The 20308-nt window shown below is 45.5% G+C and carries 17 protein-coding genes and 1 pseudogene; 4 read left to right on the top strand and 14 right to left on the bottom strand.

What is annotated here, in order from left to right; genetic code table 11:
• Nucleotides 1–103: 103 nt before the first annotated feature.
• Nucleotides 104–802, bottom strand: a complete 699-nt coding sequence (locus R7Q47_RS21700) for a DUF1481 domain-containing protein (RefSeq protein ID WP_053303483.1) — start codon at nt 800–802, stop codon at nt 104–106.
• Nucleotides 803–841: 39 nt separating this feature from the next.
• A complete protein-coding gene (gene hupA / locus R7Q47_RS21695) occupies nt 842–1114 on the bottom strand; it encodes a nucleoid-associated protein HU-alpha (RefSeq protein ID WP_005382524.1) in 273 nt (90 codons plus the stop codon).
• Nucleotides 1115–1367: 253 nt separating this feature from the next.
• Between hupA and R7Q47_RS21690 the strand changes: the two genes are divergently transcribed.
• On the top strand, nt 1368–2501 hold the full coding sequence (locus R7Q47_RS21690) for a hemolysin family protein (RefSeq protein WP_017821795.1): 1134 nt from the start codon (nt 1368–1370) through the stop codon (nt 2499–2501).
• 79 nt (nt 2502–2580) lie between these two features.
• On the opposite strand, the gene R7Q47_RS21685 is transcribed toward R7Q47_RS21690, so the two are convergent.
• Nucleotides 2581–3168, bottom strand: a complete 588-nt coding sequence (locus tag R7Q47_RS21685; RefSeq protein WP_005382520.1) for a YjaG family protein — start codon at nt 3166–3168, stop codon at nt 2581–2583.
• A gap of 66 nt (nt 3169–3234) precedes the next feature.
• Here R7Q47_RS21685 and R7Q47_RS21680 point away from each other — a divergent pair, with 66 nt between their 5' ends.
• Nucleotides 3235–4158 (top strand): D-2-hydroxyacid dehydrogenase, encoded by a 924-nt coding sequence (locus R7Q47_RS21680; protein ID WP_005384694.1) that lies wholly within the window; start codon nt 3235–3237, stop codon nt 4156–4158.
• Nucleotides 4159–4160: 2 nt separating this feature from the next.
• A complete protein-coding gene (locus R7Q47_RS21675) occupies nt 4161–4733 on the top strand; it encodes a uracil-DNA glycosylase family protein (RefSeq protein WP_005382518.1) in 573 nt (190 codons plus the stop codon).
• Nucleotides 4734–4973: 240 nt separating this feature from the next.
• On the opposite strand, the gene hemE is transcribed toward R7Q47_RS21675, so the two are convergent.
• Nucleotides 4974–6041, bottom strand: a complete 1068-nt coding sequence (gene hemE / locus R7Q47_RS21670; protein WP_005384692.1) for a uroporphyrinogen decarboxylase — start codon at nt 6039–6041, stop codon at nt 4974–4976.
• Nucleotides 6042–6288: 247 nt separating this feature from the next.
• Entirely contained in the window at nt 6289–7086 is a 798-nt protein-coding gene (nudC, locus tag R7Q47_RS21665) for an NAD(+) diphosphatase (protein WP_054575543.1), read from the bottom strand.
• A gap of 177 nt (nt 7087–7263) precedes the next feature.
• On the opposite strand from nudC, the gene R7Q47_RS21660 reads away from it, so the two are divergent.
• Nucleotides 7264–7755 carry an Rsd/AlgQ family anti-sigma factor gene (locus tag R7Q47_RS21660; RefSeq protein WP_005382515.1) on the top strand — a complete coding sequence of 164 codons (492 nt, stop codon included), beginning with the start codon at nt 7264–7266 and terminating at the stop codon, nt 7753–7755.
• 172 nt (nt 7756–7927) lie between these two features.
• Here the strand turns inward: R7Q47_RS21660 and rpoC are convergent, their stop codons facing one another.
• From rpoC to R7Q47_RS21615, 9 genes and pseudogenes are all read right to left on the bottom strand, one after another.
• Nucleotides 7928–12130: a DNA-directed RNA polymerase subunit beta' gene (rpoC, locus tag R7Q47_RS21655; protein WP_005382514.1), complete on the bottom strand. Its 4203-nt coding sequence runs from the start codon at nt 12128–12130 to the stop codon at nt 7928–7930.
• A gap of 104 nt (nt 12131–12234) precedes the next feature.
• Nucleotides 12235–16263, bottom strand: coding sequence for a DNA-directed RNA polymerase subunit beta (gene rpoB / locus R7Q47_RS21650; RefSeq protein WP_005384685.1), 4029 nt, complete (start codon nt 16261–16263; stop codon nt 12235–12237).
• A 252-nt stretch (nt 16264–16515) separates the two neighbouring features.
• Nucleotides 16516–16884 carry a 50S ribosomal protein L7/L12 gene (rplL, locus tag R7Q47_RS21645; RefSeq protein WP_005382540.1) on the bottom strand — a complete coding sequence of 123 codons (369 nt, stop codon included), beginning with the start codon at nt 16882–16884 and terminating at the stop codon, nt 16516–16518.
• Nucleotides 16885–16941: 57 nt separating this feature from the next.
• The gene (rplJ, locus tag R7Q47_RS21640; RefSeq protein WP_005382538.1) at nt 16942–17436 is read right to left on the bottom strand and encodes a 50S ribosomal protein L10; all 495 of its coding nucleotides are present in this window, start codon (nt 17434–17436) and stop codon (nt 16942–16944) included.
• 293 nt (nt 17437–17729) lie between these two features.
• Nucleotides 17730–18431 (bottom strand): 50S ribosomal protein L1, encoded by a 702-nt coding sequence (gene rplA, locus R7Q47_RS21635; protein ID WP_005384683.1) that lies wholly within the window; start codon nt 18429–18431, stop codon nt 17730–17732.
• Nucleotides 18432–18435: 4 nt separating this feature from the next.
• The gene (gene rplK / locus R7Q47_RS21630) at nt 18436–18864 is read right to left on the bottom strand and encodes a 50S ribosomal protein L11 (RefSeq protein ID WP_005384682.1); all 429 of its coding nucleotides are present in this window, start codon (nt 18862–18864) and stop codon (nt 18436–18438) included.
• A 164-nt stretch (nt 18865–19028) separates the two neighbouring features.
• Nucleotides 19029–19577, bottom strand: a complete 549-nt coding sequence (nusG, locus tag R7Q47_RS21625; RefSeq protein WP_005384681.1) for a transcription termination/antitermination protein NusG — start codon at nt 19575–19577, stop codon at nt 19029–19031.
• Nucleotides 19578–19590: 13 nt separating this feature from the next.
• A complete protein-coding gene (secE, locus tag R7Q47_RS21620; protein WP_005384680.1) occupies nt 19591–19971 on the bottom strand; it encodes a preprotein translocase subunit SecE in 381 nt (126 codons plus the stop codon).
• Nucleotides 19972–20237: 266 nt separating this feature from the next.
• A pseudogene (locus R7Q47_RS21615) lies at nt 20238–20308 on the bottom strand (elongation factor Tu); the annotation flags it as partial.

Raw genomic sequence — 20308 nt, 5'->3', positions numbered from 1 at the left:
TAAAATACAAAACGCCCGATGAAGTACATCGAGCGTTTTAGTTAAAAAGTGTCAACCCATATCAGGACGGGTCATTCTTGTTCGACAGAATTCGAAGCAATGTTTATTCAGAGATCAACTTTGGCCGAGAAACACAATCAAAGTCATCGTCATTGAGCATCAACAGTTCATCGACCATTGCTTTGTTTCGTGACTGCTTGCCGACAAAAGCCACATAACTGTCTACCGATGAGAGACGCTCGATAATAAATTTTGGCAGCGTCTGATTAAACTCGAGTGTCGAGAACACCTTACCTTTGCAGGTTTCAAACGATTGACCATTCCAATAACCTTGAATAAGGCTCTGATTGTTACGAGACTGCGCCTTAACCGATGCCACTACGTCATTTGCTTCTGCTTTGTAGCGCTCTAATTGGTCATGCTGAAGTGGTAAGACTTTACGGTTAACACGATATTGTTGGTAAACCGCTTCGCCATCTTTATTGAAACGGATGTGGATTTGAAAAGGCACCAACTCTTGTTTGGTATCAACTTGCTCGCCTTTTCGAATCAACTCTCGCAACTCACCTTCATCCCAGCGATAATCACTCTGGAACCAACCATTGTCCCCCATAGTCACATAATCAGCCGCCGTACTCACACGAGTGAGTTTCTCTGTCATCCAGTACAAGCTGCTAGCATCTCCCGCAACTTTACCACCAGAAAAATGCGTGAATTGTTCTAAATTAGGAGTTTCAACCGACGAACAGCCAAAAAGGGTAAGGCTAGATAGGAGAAGTGAAGTGAGTAGATGTTTTTTCATGAAATTGCACCGAGGCAGGATACCTCGGTGCATTCTAACTTAGTTTACTGATTCTTTCAGCGCTTTACCTGCTACGAATGCTGGTACGTTAGCTGCTGCGATTTGAATCTCGTCACCAGTCTTAGGGTTACGACCAGTACGTGCAGCGCGGTGGTTTACTTTGAATGTACCAAAACCAATTAGTTGAACTTGGTCACCCTCTTTAAGTGCGCCAGTTACACCATCAAGAGTCGCTTCAAGAGCAGCTTTTGCTTGTGCTTTTGATAGGTCTGCTTTCTCTGCGATAAAGTCGATTAATTGGGTCTTGTTCATTAGGTTTCCCTTCTCATAGGTTATCGAATTCGTCTCACTCTAAAACATAAATGCCCCATCTGGCAAAGGTTTGTAAGCGATCTTTCGATTTTCTGACGTACTTTTAGCCATAATATGAGTAATAACTCACAATTTGTTACCACATACCCCCTGAAAACCCTTGCTTTCCAAGGTATTTGGACCAATTTATAAGTCACTTTTGCGGTTATAATAGCTGCAAATAACCACTATCAAACTACATTCAAGGGCAACTATGCTGCTGTTATCCATTTATATCTCTATTGCAATCGGCATTTCGTTTATCTGTTCGGTGCTGGAGGCGGTACTGCTGAGTATCAGTCCGAGCTACATTGCGCAGCTCAATCAACAGGGGCATCCCGCAGCTGGGCAATTGGCTAAGCTGAAATCAGATATCGACCGACCACTGGCATCTATTCTGACTTTAAACACCATCGCTCACACGATCGGCGCGGCCACTGCTGGTGCACAAGCTGCAGTTGTATTTGGTAGCGAAGCATTAGGTATCTTTTCGGCAGTGCTGACATTGGCGATCTTAGTGCTTTCAGAAATCGTACCGAAGACGATTGGCGCGACCTACTGGCGTCAGTTGGCACCCACTGCCGCGGTCGCATTGCGTTGGATGGTATGGGCGCTTACACCCTTTGTTTGGTTCTCAGAGCAAATCACCAAGCGTCTTGCTCGTAACCACGAAGCTCCAAAGATGCGTGATGAGCTGTCTGCAATGGCGATTCTGGCACGTGAAAGCGGTGAGTTTGCCGAGGGTGAATCAAAAATCTTAAGCAACTTGCTTGGCATCCAAGATGTACCCGTAACGCAGGTTATGACGCCACGACCAGTAGTATTCCGTGTCGATGCCACAATGACCATCAATGAGTTCCTAGAAAAACACAAAGATACGCCTTTCTCACGCCCATTGGTTTACAGCGAGCAGAAAGATAACATCATTGGTTTTGTGCATCGCCTTGAGTTGTTCAAACTACAACAATCAGGTTGTGGACAGAAACAGTTGGGAGCAATCATGCGCCCAATTCAAGTGGTGCTAAACAATACCACTTTACCTAAAGTATTCGACCAGATGATGACTCATCGCTTACAGCTGGCACTTGTTGTTGATGAATACGGTACCGTGCTAGGTTTGGTAACGTTGGAAGATATTTTTGAACACCTCGTAGGCGAGGAGATCATCGACGAAGCAGATAAAAGCACTGACATGCAGGAGCTGGCTTACCAACGCTGGGAAAGCTGGAAAGAAATGCACGGCGTAATCGAAAGCCGCGATGACGATGAAGAAGATAATGAGCCGGAGAAGCAGGATAAAGAGCCAGAAGCTCAAGAGCCACCGAAATCCGACTCGAAAGAATCGTAATCAGCATTAGGTATAACAGCTTAAACGCACAAACAAAAAAGGCATCCAGTTAGGATGCCTTTTTCTATTTATTCAACGATTAAAGTGCAATACCGATGTTGCTCACACCTTCTTCACGTAGCTCTTCACGCAAATCTTTAATCAAGCTGATGTCACGTTCTACCGCTTCACGCAGCGGACGGAAGATAGCCCACTGGACGTCCCACTCTTCACATACGGCTTCGTTTTCTTTCTGGTTGTCGTTGGTGATTGGCTCTGCACCTTGCGCTTGCTCTAGGTCAGCAACGGTTTGTACCGACTGTTGGCTCACTTTAAGCATTGAATCGAAAAGGTAGTCGCGATCCAATAGACCATGCAGTAACGTAGACAAACCCTGACACGCGTCCATCGCTGGGTAAACGCCGTAAAAATCGAACTCATCCGCACTTGGGAACAATTCTTCTAACTTCTCTAATTGGCGTTCGAAGTTAATTTTCGCGTTCTTAACTGTCAAAATTTCCCATACACTATCAAGAATCGCTCGGTAAGCACGCGGGTCAGCAAATTCTGTATTCTCACAAAACATCGCATAGTTTGGATACATGCGTTCACACAGACACGCCATAAAGGTAATTTGTTGCCAAGGTTCTAGTTTTTCTAAACGAACCTGAAGAGGATTCTTAAGCATAGTCACTCAATCATTGAAGAAAAAAACAGCGAAAGTGTACTTGATTCATCACAGGGAAAAAAGTTAATGCCGCATTCAAATCAGATTTTCCTGCTCTCAGAGCATCGCGACACCTACAAAACGTTACTGGCAGAGAAAAATCTGCCCGATCTTTGCCTCACCGACCAACCAGAAGCCGCTCAGATCGTACTAGCGGATCCACCCTTACTATCACAAAGCTTAGACGAGTTTTCACAGCTTGAATGGGTACAATCCACGTTTGCTGGTGTCAACGCCTTAACATCCCCTAGCCTTCGTCAGGACTATACTTTAACTAACGTTCGAGGCATCTTTGGTCCACTGATTGCTGAATATGTTTTGGGTTACAGTATTGCCCATTACCGCCACTTTGCCCGATACCACCAGCAGCAACAAAACAAACAATGGCAGCCTCACCTGTACACGTCATTAAAAAGTAAAACCATGGTAATTCTTGGTACCGGTAGCATTGGGGGCTATCTGGGCAACGCCGCTAAAGCAATGGGGATAAAAACTATCGGTATTAACCGCACAGGTATCCCTACTCCAGGCGGCGAGTTTCATCAGACCTTTCATATCAATGAACTAAGTAAGGCATTTGAGCAAGCCGACATCGTTGTGAATACTCTACCAAGTACACCTGAGACGCGACAGTTACTTAATCGTCAAACGCTCAGCCAACTAAATCAGGCGTTATTGTTTAACGTAGGTCGTGGCGACGTACTGGATGAGGCAGGGTTGCTCTTCGCTCTGAAAAACCGTTGGGTAGAACACGCCTTCTTAGATGTGTTTGATCAAGAACCGTTGTCGGTAGAGCATCCATTTTGGAAACTACCGCAAGTCACCATCACTCCACACATTGCTGCGCTGAGTTTTCCCGAGCAAGTCATCGAGATTTTTGCTGACAACTATCTACGCTGGCGCGATGGGTTTTCATTAAATTATCAAGTGGATTTCGAAAAGGGTTACTAAGAATGTCGTTAGACGAGCTATTGCAGCAAGTGAGGGCCTGCCAGATCTGCGCGGATAACTTACCTTTGGGTGCAAACCCTGTCGTGCAAGCAGCAAAAGGGGCACGCATCCTAATCATCGGTCAGGCCCCTGGCACACGTGTACACAAAACCTCGATACCTTGGAATGACCCAAGTGGTGATCGATTACGCCAATGGCTCGATATCGACAAAGACGTTTTCTACGACCCAAATAAAATTGCCATTGTCCCAATGGGATTCTGTTATCCAGGCAAAGGGAACTCTGGTGATTTACCGCCTCGTAAAGAATGTGCGCCCACTTGGCATAAAAAGATTCTTGAGCAGCTGCCCAATATAGAGCTCACTCTACTAATTGGTCAGTACTCGCAGCAGTACTATCTCACCAACAAACCAAAGACGCTCACGCAAACCGTTCAGCAATGGCAAGATTGGGAACCGGACTTTATCCCGCTCCCTCACCCATCTCCACGCAATACATTGTGGTTAAAGAAGAATCCTTGGTTTGAATCTGACGTCGTACCATACCTTAAAAAACGCGTTCACTCGATGCTTTAGGTTACCCATGATCTAATTGCTTGTTTATCTGTACAAGAAAATTAGAACATAAAACCAGAAATTATAAGTATTTGTTTATATTAAATTTTAATGTCTAATGTACAGCTAGAGTAGTAATTAGATCATAGTAGGCCAAATACTACTAGAGCTGTACAGCCTTGAGTCTCAGATAGAAAAAATGAATTTTAGGCAAAAAAATACCGGCACTGAATGCCGGCATTTGATTTCAAAAGATCGAACTTACTTGTGGTATGGCTTAGATAACTCGTGTACCGCTTCCACAAATACGCCCGCGTTTTCTGGCGGCACATCCAAATGGATACCGTGACCTAGGTTGAACACATGACCAGTACCTGCATCACCAAAACCTTCTAGAATACCCGCGACTTCTTCACGGATACGCTCTGGTGAAGCGTAAAGCATTGATGGGTCCATGTTACCTTGCAGCGCCACTTTATCACCGATACGTGCTTTCGCGTCTGCAATGTTGATTGTCCAGTCTAGACCAACCGCATCACAGCCCGTTGCTGCGATTTGCTCAAGCCACATGCCGCCATTCTTAGTAAACAGTGTGACTGGCACGCGACGACCGTCGTTTTCACGAATCAGACCATCTACAATCTTGTGCATGTATTGCAGTGAGAACAGATTGTAATCACGAGGCGTTAGTACGCCACCCCATGTGTCAAATACCATTACCGATTGCGCACCCGCTTTAATTTGCGCGTTTAAGTACTCGATAACGCTGTCTGCCAGCTTATCTAGAAGTAGGTGCAGAGTTTGTGGTTCCGCGTACATCATCTTCTTGATCTTGGTAAACGCTTTAGAGCTACCACCTTCGATCATATACGTCGCAAGAGTCCAAGGACTACCAGAAAAACCAATCAGCGGCACTTCACCCTTCAGGTCTTTACGGATCTGGCGTACTGCGTTCATTACGTATTGCAGTTCACCTTCAGGATCTGGCAAACCAATTTTTTCCACGTCGGCTTTGCATGTAATTGGGTTATCAAAAACAGGTCCTTCACCCGCAGCAAAACGTAAACCAAGCCCCATTGCATCTGGAATCGTTAAGATGTCCGAGAATAAGATCGCGGCATCAAGAGGAAAACGGCGTAATGGTTGAAGTGTCACTTCTGATGCTAATTCTGCATTTCGACACAAAGACATGAAATCACCCGCTTCTGCACGAGTCGCTTTGTATTCTGGTAGGTAACGACCTGCCTGGCGCATCATCCATACTGGCGTGTAATCTACCGGCTCTTTTAAAAGCGCACGCAGATAACGATCATTTTTTAATTCAGTCATTCCGTAATTCCAACTGTTAGGCTTTCTGTGAAAGGGGGTATTCTATCACTGATTTAAGTCCAATAGCTGTGTGCTTTGCAACCTGGATCAAGTTATTAACTTTTAAATCAATGCTTAATTTGCACCCAATCGGTATCAGTGTTAAAAATTTGTTCGCTAGCGAAAACTACAATTATAAACTGAGTACTTAGTACTCAGCATCTCATAACGACATCTTACTTACCCCCTCCCTCTCGGAGGGTTTTTTTTATCTATTTATCAGATAATTAGTGTCTATATCTTTCAGCGTCTGCTCGATAAGTGCTCTTGCAATCGTTCCTTTAGGCGCAACAGGCGGCATCTCGTCGATACCAAACCATTGTGCATCAGACAGCTCAGTGTAGTCTGGACTTAACTCTCCCGATTCATAGTCAGCTAAAAACCCCATCATCATACTGGATGGGAAAGCCCAAGGCTGGCTGCCAAAGTAACGAATATTTTTAACGAGAATTCCCGTTTCTTCATGAATTTCTCGAGCCACACACTCTTCTAATGTCTCACCGACTTCTAAGAAGCCAGCAATAACCGTATACATACCATTTCGATGCCTTGGATGTTGGGCTAATAAAATCTGATTTTCTTTACGTACAGCAACGATAATACACGGAAATATTCTAGGATAATGAAGGGTGCGACATTCACCACACTGCATGGCTAACTGGTTATTATTAAGAAAGTTTCTTCCTCCACACTGTGGGCAAAAGCGCAAACTTTGCGTCATGTGCCCATATTGCACAGCTTTACTTAACAACATAAATAATGGCTCAGGAAAATGCAGGCAGTCACGCAGGGATACTAAAGGTAGATCATGCTCTAAATCGGCCAAGTTAAGCCACATGACGGGCGAACCAGAATACTCACCAATGGGTCTTGCACTCGTTACTGGCAGTGATAACTGCTCTGCAGATCCGAAGGGCACAGCACCATCCACCAGCCAAATTTCACTTCCTGCAACAACACACCAGTATGCATTTATCGCGCGGTTAACATCACCTTTTCTTAACATTACACCATCCCTTTGCTTGAAGTTCGTTCATTTTACTGGCAATCTAATTTCATACTAGAGTTTATCGTTAAGTAAATGTGCACTCTAAATTCTAGTAAGGACAAGAGTTTGTAATAACTTTACTAACTTTGCTTTGCAAAGGATACGTTCGCCGATGGGCGATCAGATCATGAGGGCATGGTCATGCTAAGAAAATTCAAACAAACACAAGACCAGTGGGGTGGCTCAAGTGATGTCATTGATCACTGGTTAGAGACACGACAATCCCTGATTGTTGAATATTGTAAGCTTGCAGCGCTGCAACCTTGTTCGAAAACCAATGTTATTGAACTCCCATCTCCTTCCGAACTGCAGGATTTCTGTCAGCACCTCGTTGATTACATCTCCGAAGGCCACTTTAAAATTTATGACATGGTTATGGACCGTTGGAAAGCAACCGGCTTTGTCGTGACTAATGAGATCAATCAAACCTATGGTCAAATTGTTCTAACGACTGAACCATTATTGAACTTTAACGATAAGTACTCAGAAGTGACTGAAGATGATGAATTAAATGATTTCGATTCTGATATGTGTCTCATTGGGGAAATTCTTGAGACTCGCTTTGAAGTCGAGGACTATCTGATACAGCAAATCGCAGAAAGCCTGTCTATGCCACCTGGAGCTTAGTATTTGCAAACATTCAGAAATAGAGTGAGAGAAAAGACTGACGATCATCGTCGGTCTTTTTTGTTTCTAGCTTTATCGAAAATCCCACCGGAAGAACAAAGTAGTATAAAAACTAAAAAGGCACCCGAAGGTGCCTTTTTCTTAAGCTTTTAACGATTACTCGTTATATGACTTACTCTTCAGAAGAGAAACCAGCGTTTAGAAGTGCCGCTAGGTTATCCGTTGCTTGCTCAGCAGAAGGACCATCTTGCGCTTCAGAACGTTTAGCTTGACGCTCTTGGTGGTATGCGAAACCAGTACCAGCTGGGATCAGACGACCAACAATTACGTTCTCTTTCAGACCACGTAGGTCATCACGCTTACCAGAAACCGCAGCTTCCGTTAGTACGCGAGTTGTCTCCTGGAACGATGCCGCAGAGATGAACGACTCAGTCGCTAGAGATGCTTTAGTAATACCTAGTAGTTCACGTTCGAAACGTGCAGGCTCTTTGCCTTCAGCTTCTAGGTTACGGTTAGCAATCTTAACTTGTGAGTATTCAATCTGCTCACCAGGTAGGAACTCAGAGTCACCAGAGTGAGTAATAGTACACTTACGTAGCATCTGACGAACGATAGTTTCAATGTGCTTATCGTTAATCTTAACGCCTTGTAGACGGTAAACTTCCTGTACTTCGTTAGCAATGTACTGCGTTACCGCGTGTACGCCACGTAGACGTAGGATGTCATGTGGAGACTCTGGACCATCTGCGATCACGTCACCACGTTCAACTTTTTCACCTTCGAATACGTTCAACTGACGATGCTTAGGAATCATCTCTTCGTAAGCTTCACCGCTTTCACGTGTGATCACTAGGCGACGTTTACCTTTCGTCTCTTTACCAAAGCTCACAGTACCTGTGTGCTCAGCAAGGATTGCAGGCTCTTTCGGCTTACGTGCTTCAAATAGGTCAGCAACTCGTGGAAGACCACCGGTGATATCTTTGTTACCGCCAGACTTCTGAGGAATACGTGCTAGTGTTGCACCAACACCTACTGCTGCGCCATCTTCGATGTTCACAATCGCTTTACCAGGTAGGAAGTAGTGAGCTGGCATATCAGTACCAGGGATCATTACATCGTTACCTTGCTCGTCAACAAGTTTGATAGCTGGACGCATATCTTTACCTGCTGAAGGGCGAGCTGCTGGGTCAGTTACTTCGCTTGAAGATAGACCAGTTAAGTCATCCGTTTGACGAGATACTGTTACGCCGTCGATCATATCTACGAACTGGATGCGACCTGCTACCTCAGTAATGATAGGTAGTGTGTGCGCTTCCCAGTTTGCAACTGTTTCGCCAGCTTGAACTGTATCACCATCGCCTTTGCTTAGTAGCGTACCGTAAGGCAGTTTGTGCTTCTCTTTAGTACGACCAAACTCATCAACGATAGTTAACTCTGTCGCACGAGAAGTGATAACGATCTTACCGTCATCAGCCAATACAGATTTAGCGTTGTGTAGCTTGATAGAACCGTTGTTCTTAACTTGAACACTGTTCTCTGCCGCTGCTGTCGATGCCGCACCACCGATGTGGAACGTACGCATCGTTAGCTGTGTACCTGGCTCACCGATAGACTGAGCAGCAATAACACCCACTGCTTCACCTTGGTTCACTAGGTGACCACGTGCTAGGTCACGACCGTAACATTGTGCACAACAACCGAAGTCAGAATCACACGTTACTACAGAGCGCACTTTCATGCTGTCTACTGAGTTCTCTTCCATGATTTGACACCACTTCTCATCGATCAGGGTGTTACGTGGAATAAGAACGTCTTCAGTGCCAGGTTTTAGTACGTCTTCAGCAACAACACGACCAAGAGCAAGCTCAGAAAGTGCAACTTTAACATCACCACCCTCGATGTGAGGCATCATGTCGACACCTTCGTGAGTGCCACAGTCATGTTCAGTTACAACAACGTCTTGAGCAACGTCTACTAGACGACGAGTTAGGTAACCCGAGTTCGCTGTTTTCAGTGCCGTATCCGCAAGACCCTTACGAGCACCGTGCGTTGAGATAAAGTACTGAAGTACGTTTAGACCTTCTTTAAAGTTCGCTGTGATCGGCGTTTCGATGATTGAACCATCTGGACGCGCCATCAGACCACGCATACCCGCAAGCTGACGAATCTGTGCTGCAGAACCACGAGCGCCCGAGTCCGCCATCATATAGATGCTGTTGAATGACTCTTGCTGTTCCTCTTCACCGTCACGGTTAACTACCGTTTCAGAAGAAAGGTTTTCCATCATTGCTTTCGCAACACGGTCGTTGGTCGATGCCCAGATATCGATAACTTTGTTGTAGCGTTCGCCCGCAGTAACAAGACCTGATTGGTACTGTTCCTGGATTTCACGTACTTCTTCTTCCGCTTCTGCGATTTCAGTGTACTTAGCTGCTGGTACAACCATATCGTCGATACCAACAGATACACCAGAAAGTGCCGCGTATGCGAAACCTGTGTACATGATTTGGTCAGCGAAGATTACTGTGTCTTTCAGACCTAGTTTACGGTACGCCTCGTTAAGTAGGTTAGAGATTTGCTTCTTACCTAGCTTTTGGTTAACGATGCTGTACGGTAGACCAGCTGGCACGATTTGCCATAGCATTGCACGACCAACAGTGGTGTCTACCATCTTGGTTTCTGTAGTGCTGTTGCCGTCTTCGTCTACAACAGTTTCTGTAATACGTACTTTAACGCGTGCGTGAAGCTCAGCTTGTTTAGTGCGGTATGCTTTCTCAGCCTCTTCTGGGCCAGAAAGGTACATGCCTTCACCTTTCACGTTGATCTTTTCACGAGTCATGTAGTACAGACCCAATACAACGTCCTGAGAAGGTACGATGATCGGATCACCTGACGCTGGCGACAGAATGTTGTTTGTCGACATCATCAGAGTACGAGCTTCAAGTTGTGCCTCTAGAGTTAGAGGTACGTGAACCGCCATTTGGTCACCATCGAAGTCCGCGTTGTACGCCGCACAAACAAGTGGGTGTAGCTGAATCGCTTTACCTTCGATCAGTACTGGTTCGAACGCCTGGATACCTAGACGGTGAAGTGTCGGAGCACGGTTCAATAGTACTGGGTGTTCACGGATTACTTCGTCTAGGATATCCCAAACGACCGCTTCTTCACGCTCTACCATTTTCTTAGCAGCTTTGATTGTAGTCGCAAGACCACGAGTCTCTAGCTTGCTGTAGATGAATGGTTTGAATAGCTCAAGTGCCATCTTCTTAGGAAGACCACACTGGTGTAGACGCAGGTATGGACCTACTGTGATTACAGAACGGCCAGAGTAGTCTACACGTTTACCTAGAAGGTTCTGACGGAAACGACCTTGTTTACCCTTGATCATATCAGCAAGAGATTTCAGAGGACGCTTGTTAGAACCTGTGATCGCACGACCACGACGACCGTTATCTAGTAGCGCATCAACAGACTCTTGCAGCATACGTTTTTCGTTACGTACGATGATGTCCGGAGCCGCTAGCTCTAGAAGACGCTTCAAACGGTTGTTACGGTTGATCACACGACGGTATAGATCGTTAAGATCAGAAGTCGCAAAGCGGCCGCCATCTAGAGGTACTAGAGGACGTAGATCTGGCGGAAGTACTGGAAGTACAGTTAGGATCATCCACTCAGGGTTGTTACCCGATGCGATGAACGCTTCTACCAGCTTAAGACGCTTAGTTACTTTCTTACGCTTAGTTTCAGAGTTTGTTGTCTCTAACTCTTCACGCATTTGTTCTGCTTCAGCGTGCATATCCATAGAACCTAGTAGGTCCTTGATAGCTTCCGCACCCATCTTAGCAGTGAACTCGTCGCCCCACTCTTCTAGACGATCTAGATACTCTTCTTCAGTAAGCATCTGACCTTTTTCTAGATCAGTCATACCAGGCTCTGTTACTACGTACATTTCGAAGTACAGAACGCGTTCGATATCACGTAGAGGGATATCCATTAGTAGACCGATACGAGACGGTAGCGATTTTAGGAACCAGATGTGAGCTACTGGTGAAGCCAGTTCAATGTGGCCCATACGGTCACGACGAACTTTAGTTTGTGTAACTTCTACACCACACTTCTCACAGATAACACCACGGTGCTTCAGGCGCTTGTACTTACCACAAAGACATTCGTAGTCTTTAACTGGACCAAAGATACGCGCACAGAACAGACCATCGCGTTCAGGTTTGAACGTACGATAGTTGATCGTTTCAGGTTTTTTAACTTCACCGAAAGACCATGAACGGATCATGTCTGGTGAAGATAGACCGATTTTGATTGCATCAAATTCTTCGGTCTTATGCTGTGCTTTTAGAAAGTTTAATAAGTCTTTCACAATCAGCTCCTGTAAGGAGTTAAAAGGAGCTCACTCGCTAAAGTGAGCACCTTCTTCCAAATAATCGCTTTGATTCTCTCGACTTTCATCAAGAGAGAAAAGGATTACTCTTCGTCTTCTAGCTCGATGTTGATACCTAGCGAGCGGATCTCTTTCAACAGTACGTTGAACGATTCTGGCATGCCAGGTTCCATGCTGTGGTTACCGTCTACGATGTTCTTGTACATCTTAGTACGGCCGTTAACGTCATCCGACTTAACCGTTAGCATTTCTTGTAGCGTGTAAGCAGCACCGTATGCTTCTAGTGCCCATACTTCCATCTCACCGAAACGCTGACCACCGAACTGAGCTTTACCACCTAGTGGTTGCTGAGTTACTAGGCTGTACGAACCAGTTGAACGAGCGTGCATCTTGTCATCAACAAGGTGGTTCAGTTTCAGCATGTACATGTAACCAACAGTTACAGGACGCTCAAACGCATCACCTGTGCGACCATCAAACAGTGTTAACTGACCTGATGTTGGTAGATCTGCTAGCTCAAGAAGTGCTTTGATTGACTCTTCTGGAGCGCCATCAAATACAGGAGTCGCGATTGGTAGACCGCCACGCAAGTTCTTGATCAGAGTACGTACTTCATCATCAGATAGAGAAGCAATGTCTACTTTCTGGCGAGTGTCGCCTAGATCGTAAACTTTTTGTAGGAACTCGCGGAATTTCGCTAGTTCTTGCTGCTCTTTAACCATCTGGTTGATCTTGTCACCGATACCTTTCGCTGCCAGACCTAAGTGTACTTCTAGGATCTGACCGATGTTCATACGCGAAGGTACACCCAGTGGGTTAAGTACGATGTCTACAGGCTGACCTTTCTCATCGTATGGCATGTCTTCAACAGGGTTGATCTTAGAGATTACACCCTTGTTACCGTGACGACCCGCCATCTTATCACCAGGCTGAATGCGACGTTTAACCGCTAGGTAAACCTTAACGATCTTCAGTACACCAGGTGCTAAATCATCACCTTGAGTGATCTTACGACGCTTAGTTTCGAACTTCTTATCAAAGTCGGCTTTTAGCTCATCCCACTGCTCAGCAAGTTGCTCAAGCTGAGTTTGTAGTGCGTCATCTTCTAGCGTTAGTTCTAGCCACTTCTTACGATCAGTTGTGTCTAGTTTCGCTTCAGAGTAACCGCCTTCAATCAATACAGCTTTAACACGGTTTAGAAGGCCGCCCTCAAGAATCTGGAATTCTTCAGTTAGGTCTTTCTTCGCTTCTTTAAGCTGCATCTGTTCGATTTCAAGCGCACGCTTGTCTTTCTCTACGCCATCGCGAGTAAAGACTTGAACGTCGATGATCGTACCTGATACAGAGTTAGGTACACGTAGTGAAGTATCTTTAACGTCAGATGCTTTTTCACCAAAGATTGCACGTAGTAGCTTCTCTTCAGGCGTTAGCTGAGTTTCACCTTTAGGTGTAACTTTACCAACTAGGATGTCGCCACCCTTAACTTCAGCACCGATGTAAACGATACCTGACTCGTCTAGTTTAGACAGAGCAGACTCACCTACGTTTGGAATATCCGCTGTGATCTCTTCAGAACCAAGCTTAGTATCACGCGCCACACAAGTCAGTTCTTGGATGTGGATAGTCGTGAAACGGTCTTCTTGAACTACGCGCTCAGATACTAAGATCGAGTCTTCGAAGTTGTAACCGTTCCAAGGCATGAACGCGATACGCATGTTTTGACCAAGCGCTAGTTCACCAAGGTCTGTTGAAGGACCATCAGCAAGAACGTCACCGCGTGATACAGGCTCACCTGGCATCACACATGGGCGCTGGTTAATACATGTGTTCTGGTTAGAACGTGTGTATTTAGTCAGGTTGTAGATGTCGATACCAGCTTCACCTGGTACTAGCTCTTCTTCGTTAACTTTAACAACGATACGAGAAGCATCTACTGACTGGATTACACCACCACGTTTAGCAACTGCAGTTACACCTGAGTCAACGGCTACGTTACGTTCAATACCAGTACCAACAAGCGGTTTGTCAGCTTTCAGTGTTGGAACTGCCTGACGTTGCATGTTCGCACCCATCAATGCACGGTTCGCATCATCGTGTTCTAGGAACGGGATAAGCGATGCAGCGATAGATACAACCTGGTTTGTCGCAACGTCCATGTACTGAGCGTGCTCACGAGGGTGTAGACCAGATTCACCTTTCTGACGAGCTGTGATCAGCTCATCTGCAAAAGTACCATCTTCGTTTAGCTTAGCGTTCGCCTGTGCGATAACGAATTGGCCTTCTTCGATTGCAGATAGGTAATCTACTTCGTCTGTTACTACGCCATCTACAACGCGACGGTATGGTGTCTCTAGGAAACCGTACTCGTTACAACGCGCAAACGCAGATAGAGAGTTGATCAGACCGATGTTTGGACCTTCAGGCGTTTCGATAGGACATAGACGGCCGTAGTGAGTTACGTGTACGTCACGTACTTCGAAGCCAGCACGTTCACGAGTTAGACCGCCAGGACCCAATGCAGAAATACGACGCTTGTGCGTTACTTCTGATAGCGGGTTGTTTTGGTCCATGAACTGTGAAAGCTGTGAAGAGCCAAAGAATTCTTTAACTGCCGCAGAAATTGGCTTCGCGTTGATCAAGTCTTGAGGCATGATTGCGTCAAGATCGCCTAGGCTTAGACGCTCTTTAACTGCACGCTCAACACGTACTAGACCTACACGGAACTGGTTCTCAGCCATTTCGCCTACAGAACGGATACGACGGTTGCCTAGGTGGTCGATATCGTCCACTTCGCCCTTACCGTTACGGATCGCGATCAGCTTCTTCATCACTTCGATGATATCAGTTTCATCAAGTGTGCCTTGCTCTTGAGCATCTTCACGGCCGATAGAGCTGTTGAACTTCATACGACCAACAGTCGATAGATCGTAACGCTCTTCAGAGAAGAATAGGCTTTCGAATAGAGCTTCTGCAGCTTCTTTTGTTGGCGGCTCACCAGGGCGCATCATGCGGTAGATTTCTACCAATGCAGAAATACGATCAACCGTGCTGTCGATACGTAGTGTTTCTGACATGAATGGACCGTGGTCTAGATCGTTCGTGAATAGAACTTCTAGCGCTTTGTGGCCAGCCTGAGATAGGTTCGCTAGTGCTTCCAGGCTGATTTCCTGGTTAGCGTTAACAATGATCTCGCCTGTTGCTTCATTGATGTAATCTTTTGATGCAACTTTACCTACGATGTACTCAACTGGTACTTCGATGTGATCAACACCATCTTTTTCTAGTTGGCGGATATGACGAGCTGTTACGCGACGACCTTGCTCAACGTAAACTTTACCATTTGCTTCGATGTCGAATGACGCAGTTTCACCACGTAGACGATCCGGAACCAACTCCATCAATAGAGTTTGGTCTTTCACTTCGAAGTTCACTTTCTCGAAGAAGATATCTAGGATTTCTTCTGTCGACTTACCTAGTGCTCGAAGGATGATCGATGCTGGTAGCTTACGACGGCGGTCGATACGAACGTACAAGTTATCCTTAGGATCAAACTCGAAATCAAGCCATGAACCACGGTAAGGAATAACACGTGCGTTGTATAAAACTTTACCTGAAGAGTGGGTCTTACCCTTATCGCTGTCGAAGAACACGCCTGGGCTTCGGTGCAGCTGGGATACGATAACCCTCTCGGTACCGTTGATTACGAAGGTACCATTGTCTGTCATGAGTGGAATTTCACCCATGTAGACTTCTTGTTCTTTAATGTCTTTTACAGTACCTGCTGGCGCGTCTTTATCAAAGATAACTAGGCGTAGTTTTACACGTAGTGGCTTTGAGTAAGTTACACCGCGGATTTGACATTCTTTAACGTCAAAAACTGGCTCACCAAGACGGTAGCTAACGTATTGCAGCTCAGAATTGCCGTTGTAGCTCTGAATCGGGAATACAGAACGGAAAGCGGCTTCAAGACCGTATTGACCTTCAGGATCCTGCTCGATAAATTTGTCGAACGAATCGAGCTGGATCGATAGCAGGTATGGAATGTCCAAAACTTGTGGACGAGTACCAAAGTCCTTACGGATGCGCTTTTTCTCGGTATAAGAGTAAACCATGGGGTTCCTCAGCTCGCTGATAAGTGACCCAAACTGTCCGCCCGCTCCTAGTTACTTAAGGGGGGTAAGGGACAGTGACTAATATAGCTGTTTACTGTAGTGACATTTCATTTCGTAAGAATGAAATGTTTTTTGCATGGATATCAGGCGCTTAAACAGCGGGAAAATTCGCCTATACCCTACAGCGCAAAAAGGCCGGTGGTTAAAAAACCACCAGCCAATTAGCCGTTAGGCTAAGAAACTATGCAATAATTACTTAACAGCAACAGTTGCACCAGCTTCTTCTAGCTGAGCTTTAAGAGCTTCAGCTTCTGCTTTCTCAACGCCTTCTTTAAGAGGTGCTGGAGCGCCGTCTACTAGAGCTTTAGCTTCTTTAAGACCTAGGCCAGTTGCGCCACGTACTGCTTTGATTACAGCAACTTTGTTACCGCCAGCAGCTTCTAGGATTACGTCGAATTCAGTTTGCTCAGCAGCAGCTTCGCCTGCAGCAGCGCCGCCAGCTACAACAGCAGCAGCAGCAGAAACACCGAATTTCTCTTCCATTGCTTCGATTAGTTCAACAACTTGCATTACAGACATTTCTGCAACTGCGTCTAGGATTTGCTCGTTAGTAATAGACATAACAATTCTCTTTTAAGTCAACAATAAGTTTATTAAGCAACCAGTAAAAAGCAAGGCTTATGCCGCTGCTTCTTGTTTTTGATCGCGGATAGCTGCGATAGTACGCGCCAGCTTGCCAGCCGAAGCTTCTTTCATGCACATCATTAGGCGTGCAATTGCTTCGTCGTAAGTTGGTAGTGTTGCTAGTACTTCAGCGTCAGTTAAAGCGCCTTCAAATGCAGCAGCTTTGATCTCGAAATCTTTGTTCTCTTTAGCGAAGTCTTTGAAAAGACGCGCTGCAGCACCTGGGTGCTCATTAGAGAATGCGATTAGAGTAGGACCAGTGAAAGTGTCAGTTAGACACTCGTACTCAGTACCTTCAACCGCACGACGAGCAAGAGTGTTACGAACAACTCTCATGTAAACGCCAGCTTCACGAGCTTGTTTACGTAGAGAAGTCATCGCGCCAACTTGAACGCCACGAGAATCAGCTACAACTGCAGAAAGTGCACCACTGGCAGCTTCGTTGACTTCAGCAACAATTGCTTTTTTGTCTTGAAGGTTTAAAGCCATCTTGGATTTACTCCTGGTTGTCGTTACACCACTCACTATCATCACGACAGTGAGAGCTATTGAGGTGCTTCCCCAGAAGAAAGTTAACTATATTACATAGAGCTTTCTGTCAGTTCGGGCACCATCTACGTAGGATAATTAAGTTTACTTTTACACAAACACCTACGGTCTTGGACGGAGACTGGGTCTTAATTCATTTCGAACTAGGAGACAGTTCAAAGAACCAAAGTTCAGCCCCAACCACAAATATTAGGCGCAAAATTATACACTAATTTTGCGCCTAAGCAAATAAATTATGCTTGAGTGTTCAGGCTAGCCTGATCAACAGCAACACCAGCACCCATAGTAGTAGAGATGCTTACTTTCTTCAGGAAAGTACCTTTCGCTGAAGATGGTTTAGCTTTCTTCAGAGCAACTAGAAGTGCTTCTAGGTTCTCTTTGATCTGCTCAGCAGAGAAGTTTGCTTTACCGATAGTAGTGTGGATGATGCCGTTTTTGTCGTTACGGTAACGAACCTGACCAGCTTTAGCGTTTTTAACTGCTTCAGCAACGTTAGGAGTTACAGTACCAACTTTAGGGTTTGGCATAAGACCGCGAGGACCTAGGATAGTACCTAGTTGACCTACAACGCGCATTGCATCTGGAGAAGCAACAACTACGTCAAAGTTCATTTCGCCTTTCTTAACTTGCTCAGCAAGATCTTCCATACCTACGATGTCTGCGCCAGCTTCTTTAGCTGCTTCAGCGTTAGCACCTTGAGTGAACACTGCAACGCGGATTTCGCGGCCAGTACCGTGAGGTAGTACAGTTGCACCACGTACGTTCTGGTCAGATTTACGAGCATCAATGCCTAGGTTAACAGCAACGTCTACAGACTCAACGAATTTAGCAGTCGCTAGTTCTTGAAGAAGAGCAACAGCTTCGTTGATTTCGTATTCTTTAGTTACGTCAACTTTTTCGCGGATTACGCGCATGCGCTTAGTTAGTTTTGCCATCTTATTAACCCTCTACCACTAGGCCCATTGAACGAGCAGTACCAGCGATAGAACGCTTCATCGCTTCGATGTCAGCACCAGTCATATCAGCAGCTTTAGTTTCTGCGATTTCTTGGATTTGAGCGTCAGTTACAGTACCAACTTTTTCAGTGTTTGGACGACCTGAACCAGACTTAACGCCAGCAGCTTTCTTAAGAAGAACAGCAGCAGGTGGAGTCTTAGTTACGAACGTGAAAGAACGGTCGCTGTATACTGTGATAACTACTGGAGTTGGTAGACCTTTCTCAATAGATTCTGTTTTTGCGTTGAACGCTTTACAGAATTCCATGATGTTCACACCGTGTTGACCTAGTGCAGGACCTACTGGTGGACTAGGGTTAGCCATACCAGCAGCAACTTGTAGCTTGATGTAAGCTTCAACTTTCTTAGCCATGATAATTCCTAAGTTTGGGTACAAACGCTAATCGCGGATCAGCTCCCCGTTTGTGTAAGAAACTTTTTACTTCACTTGAAGTAAAAAGGCGCGAAATTATAGTCATAATCCGCGCCTTATACAACCCTAAAAAGGTGATTTTTTATACTCTTTAACGAAAAGTCTTAGTCCAGCTTTTCAACCTGACCAAATTCAAGCTCAACTGGTGTCGCACGACCAAAGATCGATACAGACACTTTCAGGCGGCTCTTCTCGTAATCCACTTCTTCAACCGTACCGTTGAAGTCAGCAAATGGACCTTCGTTAACACGTACCACTTCACCCGCTTCGTACATTGTACGCGGACGAGGCGCTTCACTCGCTTTCTCAAGACGATTAAGAATCGCGTCAGCCTCTTTATCCGTGATAGGTGCCGGACGGTCTGAGGTACCACCAATGAAGCCCATGACACGCGGCACACTGCGTACTAGGTGCCATGATTCATCGTTCATAATCATCTGAACAAGGACGTAACCTGGGAAGAACTTACGCTCAGATTTGCGACGCTGACCCGCGCGCATTTCCACTACTTCTTCAGTAGGAACCAGTACTTCACCGAATAGCTCTTCCATGCCGTGCATTTTGATATGCTCGCGCAGAGATTGAGCTACACGACCTTCAAATCCAGAGAAGGCTTGAACCACATACCAGCGTTTTTTTGGAGCTTCACTCATGAATAAAAACCCTCTATACCCCAGTTGCTAGAGCTACTAGACGAACCATAATTCCGTCAATACCCCATAGCACTAGAGCCATTACAATACTTACAGCTAAAACGATCAGTGTTGTTTGCATGGTTTCTTGGCGAGTAGGCCAAACAACTTTACGTACTTCCATACGAGATTCTTTTGCAAAACTGATCGCTGCTTTACCTTTAGTCGTTGTTGCTGCAACGCCTAAGGCAGCTGCAATAAGAACAACAACGCCTGCAGCACGAACCACTACAGACATTTCACCATACAGGTAATTACCCACAACAGCGGCAGCTGCCAATACGAAAGCGGCTACCCACTTAAACGTATCTGCTGCGTTTGAGCTATCAGGAGTTTCAGCATTATTTGCTTTCATAAAACCAACCTGTTACAAGTCTTAATATAGACGACAACAACCCCGCTGTTGCAGGGCAAACTCCATATCGCTGAAAAAATCAGCGTACTCTTCTTAAGATTAAGCCTCTTTGCTTAATCTTGCTCTGCGCCCAACCCACTTCTGAACAAGAAAACAGCAAAAATAATGTTGAGTGCAGAAAAAGGGCATCAAATGATGCCCTTTTTGCTACTGGTTCGTCAAATCTAATTCAAGATTTTCCGAAAGCATCGCTAATTCGCTATGAATTAGTCGAAGATCTTAGCAACAACACCAGCACCTACTGTACGGCCACCTTCACGGATCGCGAAACGTAGAC

It is taken from the genome of Vibrio sp. Vb0349 (assembly GCF_033338975.1).
Note: the sequence above shows the minus strand (reverse complement) of the source record. Positions and strands in the feature narration are given on the sequence as shown.

Coding starts and splice junctions, on each gene's coding strand:
- R7Q47_RS21700 (WP_053303483.1), bottom strand. CDS start 802: ATGAAAAAACATCTACTCACTTCACTTCTCCTATCTAGCCTTACCCTT.
- hupA (WP_005382524.1), bottom strand. CDS start 1,114: ATGAACAAGACCCAATTAATCGACTTTATCGCAGAGAAAGCAGACCTA.
- R7Q47_RS21690 (WP_017821795.1), top strand. CDS start 1,368: ATGCTGCTGTTATCCATTTATATCTCTATTGCAATCGGCATTTCGTTT.
- R7Q47_RS21685 (WP_005382520.1), bottom strand. CDS start 3,168: ATGCTTAAGAATCCTCTTCAGGTTCGTTTAGAAAAACTAGAACCTTGG.
- R7Q47_RS21680 (WP_005384694.1), top strand. CDS start 3,235: ATGCCGCATTCAAATCAGATTTTCCTGCTCTCAGAGCATCGCGACACC.
- R7Q47_RS21675 (WP_005382518.1), top strand. CDS start 4,161: ATGTCGTTAGACGAGCTATTGCAGCAAGTGAGGGCCTGCCAGATCTGC.
- hemE (WP_005384692.1), bottom strand. CDS start 6,041: ATGACTGAATTAAAAAATGATCGTTATCTGCGTGCGCTTTTAAAAGAG.
- nudC (WP_054575543.1), bottom strand. CDS start 7,086: ATGTTAAGAAAAGGTGATGTTAACCGCGCGATAAATGCATACTGGTGT.
- R7Q47_RS21660 (WP_005382515.1), top strand. CDS start 7,264: ATGGTCATGCTAAGAAAATTCAAACAAACACAAGACCAGTGGGGTGGC.
- rpoB (WP_005384685.1), bottom strand. CDS start 16,263: ATGGTTTACTCTTATACCGAGAAAAAGCGCATCCGTAAGGACTTTGGT.
- rplL (WP_005382540.1), bottom strand. CDS start 16,884: ATGTCTATTACTAACGAGCAAATCCTAGACGCAGTTGCAGAAATGTCT.
- rplJ (WP_005382538.1), bottom strand. CDS start 17,436: ATGGCTTTAAACCTTCAAGACAAAAAAGCAATTGTTGCTGAAGTCAAC.
- rplA (WP_005384683.1), bottom strand. CDS start 18,431: ATGGCAAAACTAACTAAGCGCATGCGCGTAATCCGCGAAAAAGTTGAC.
- rplK (WP_005384682.1), bottom strand. CDS start 18,864: ATGGCTAAGAAAGTTGAAGCTTACATCAAGCTACAAGTTGCTGCTGGT.
- nusG (WP_005384681.1), bottom strand. CDS start 19,577: ATGAGTGAAGCTCCAAAAAAACGCTGGTATGTGGTTCAAGCCTTCTCT.
- secE (WP_005384680.1), bottom strand. CDS start 19,971: ATGAAAGCAAATAATGCTGAAACTCCTGATAGCTCAAACGCAGCAGAT.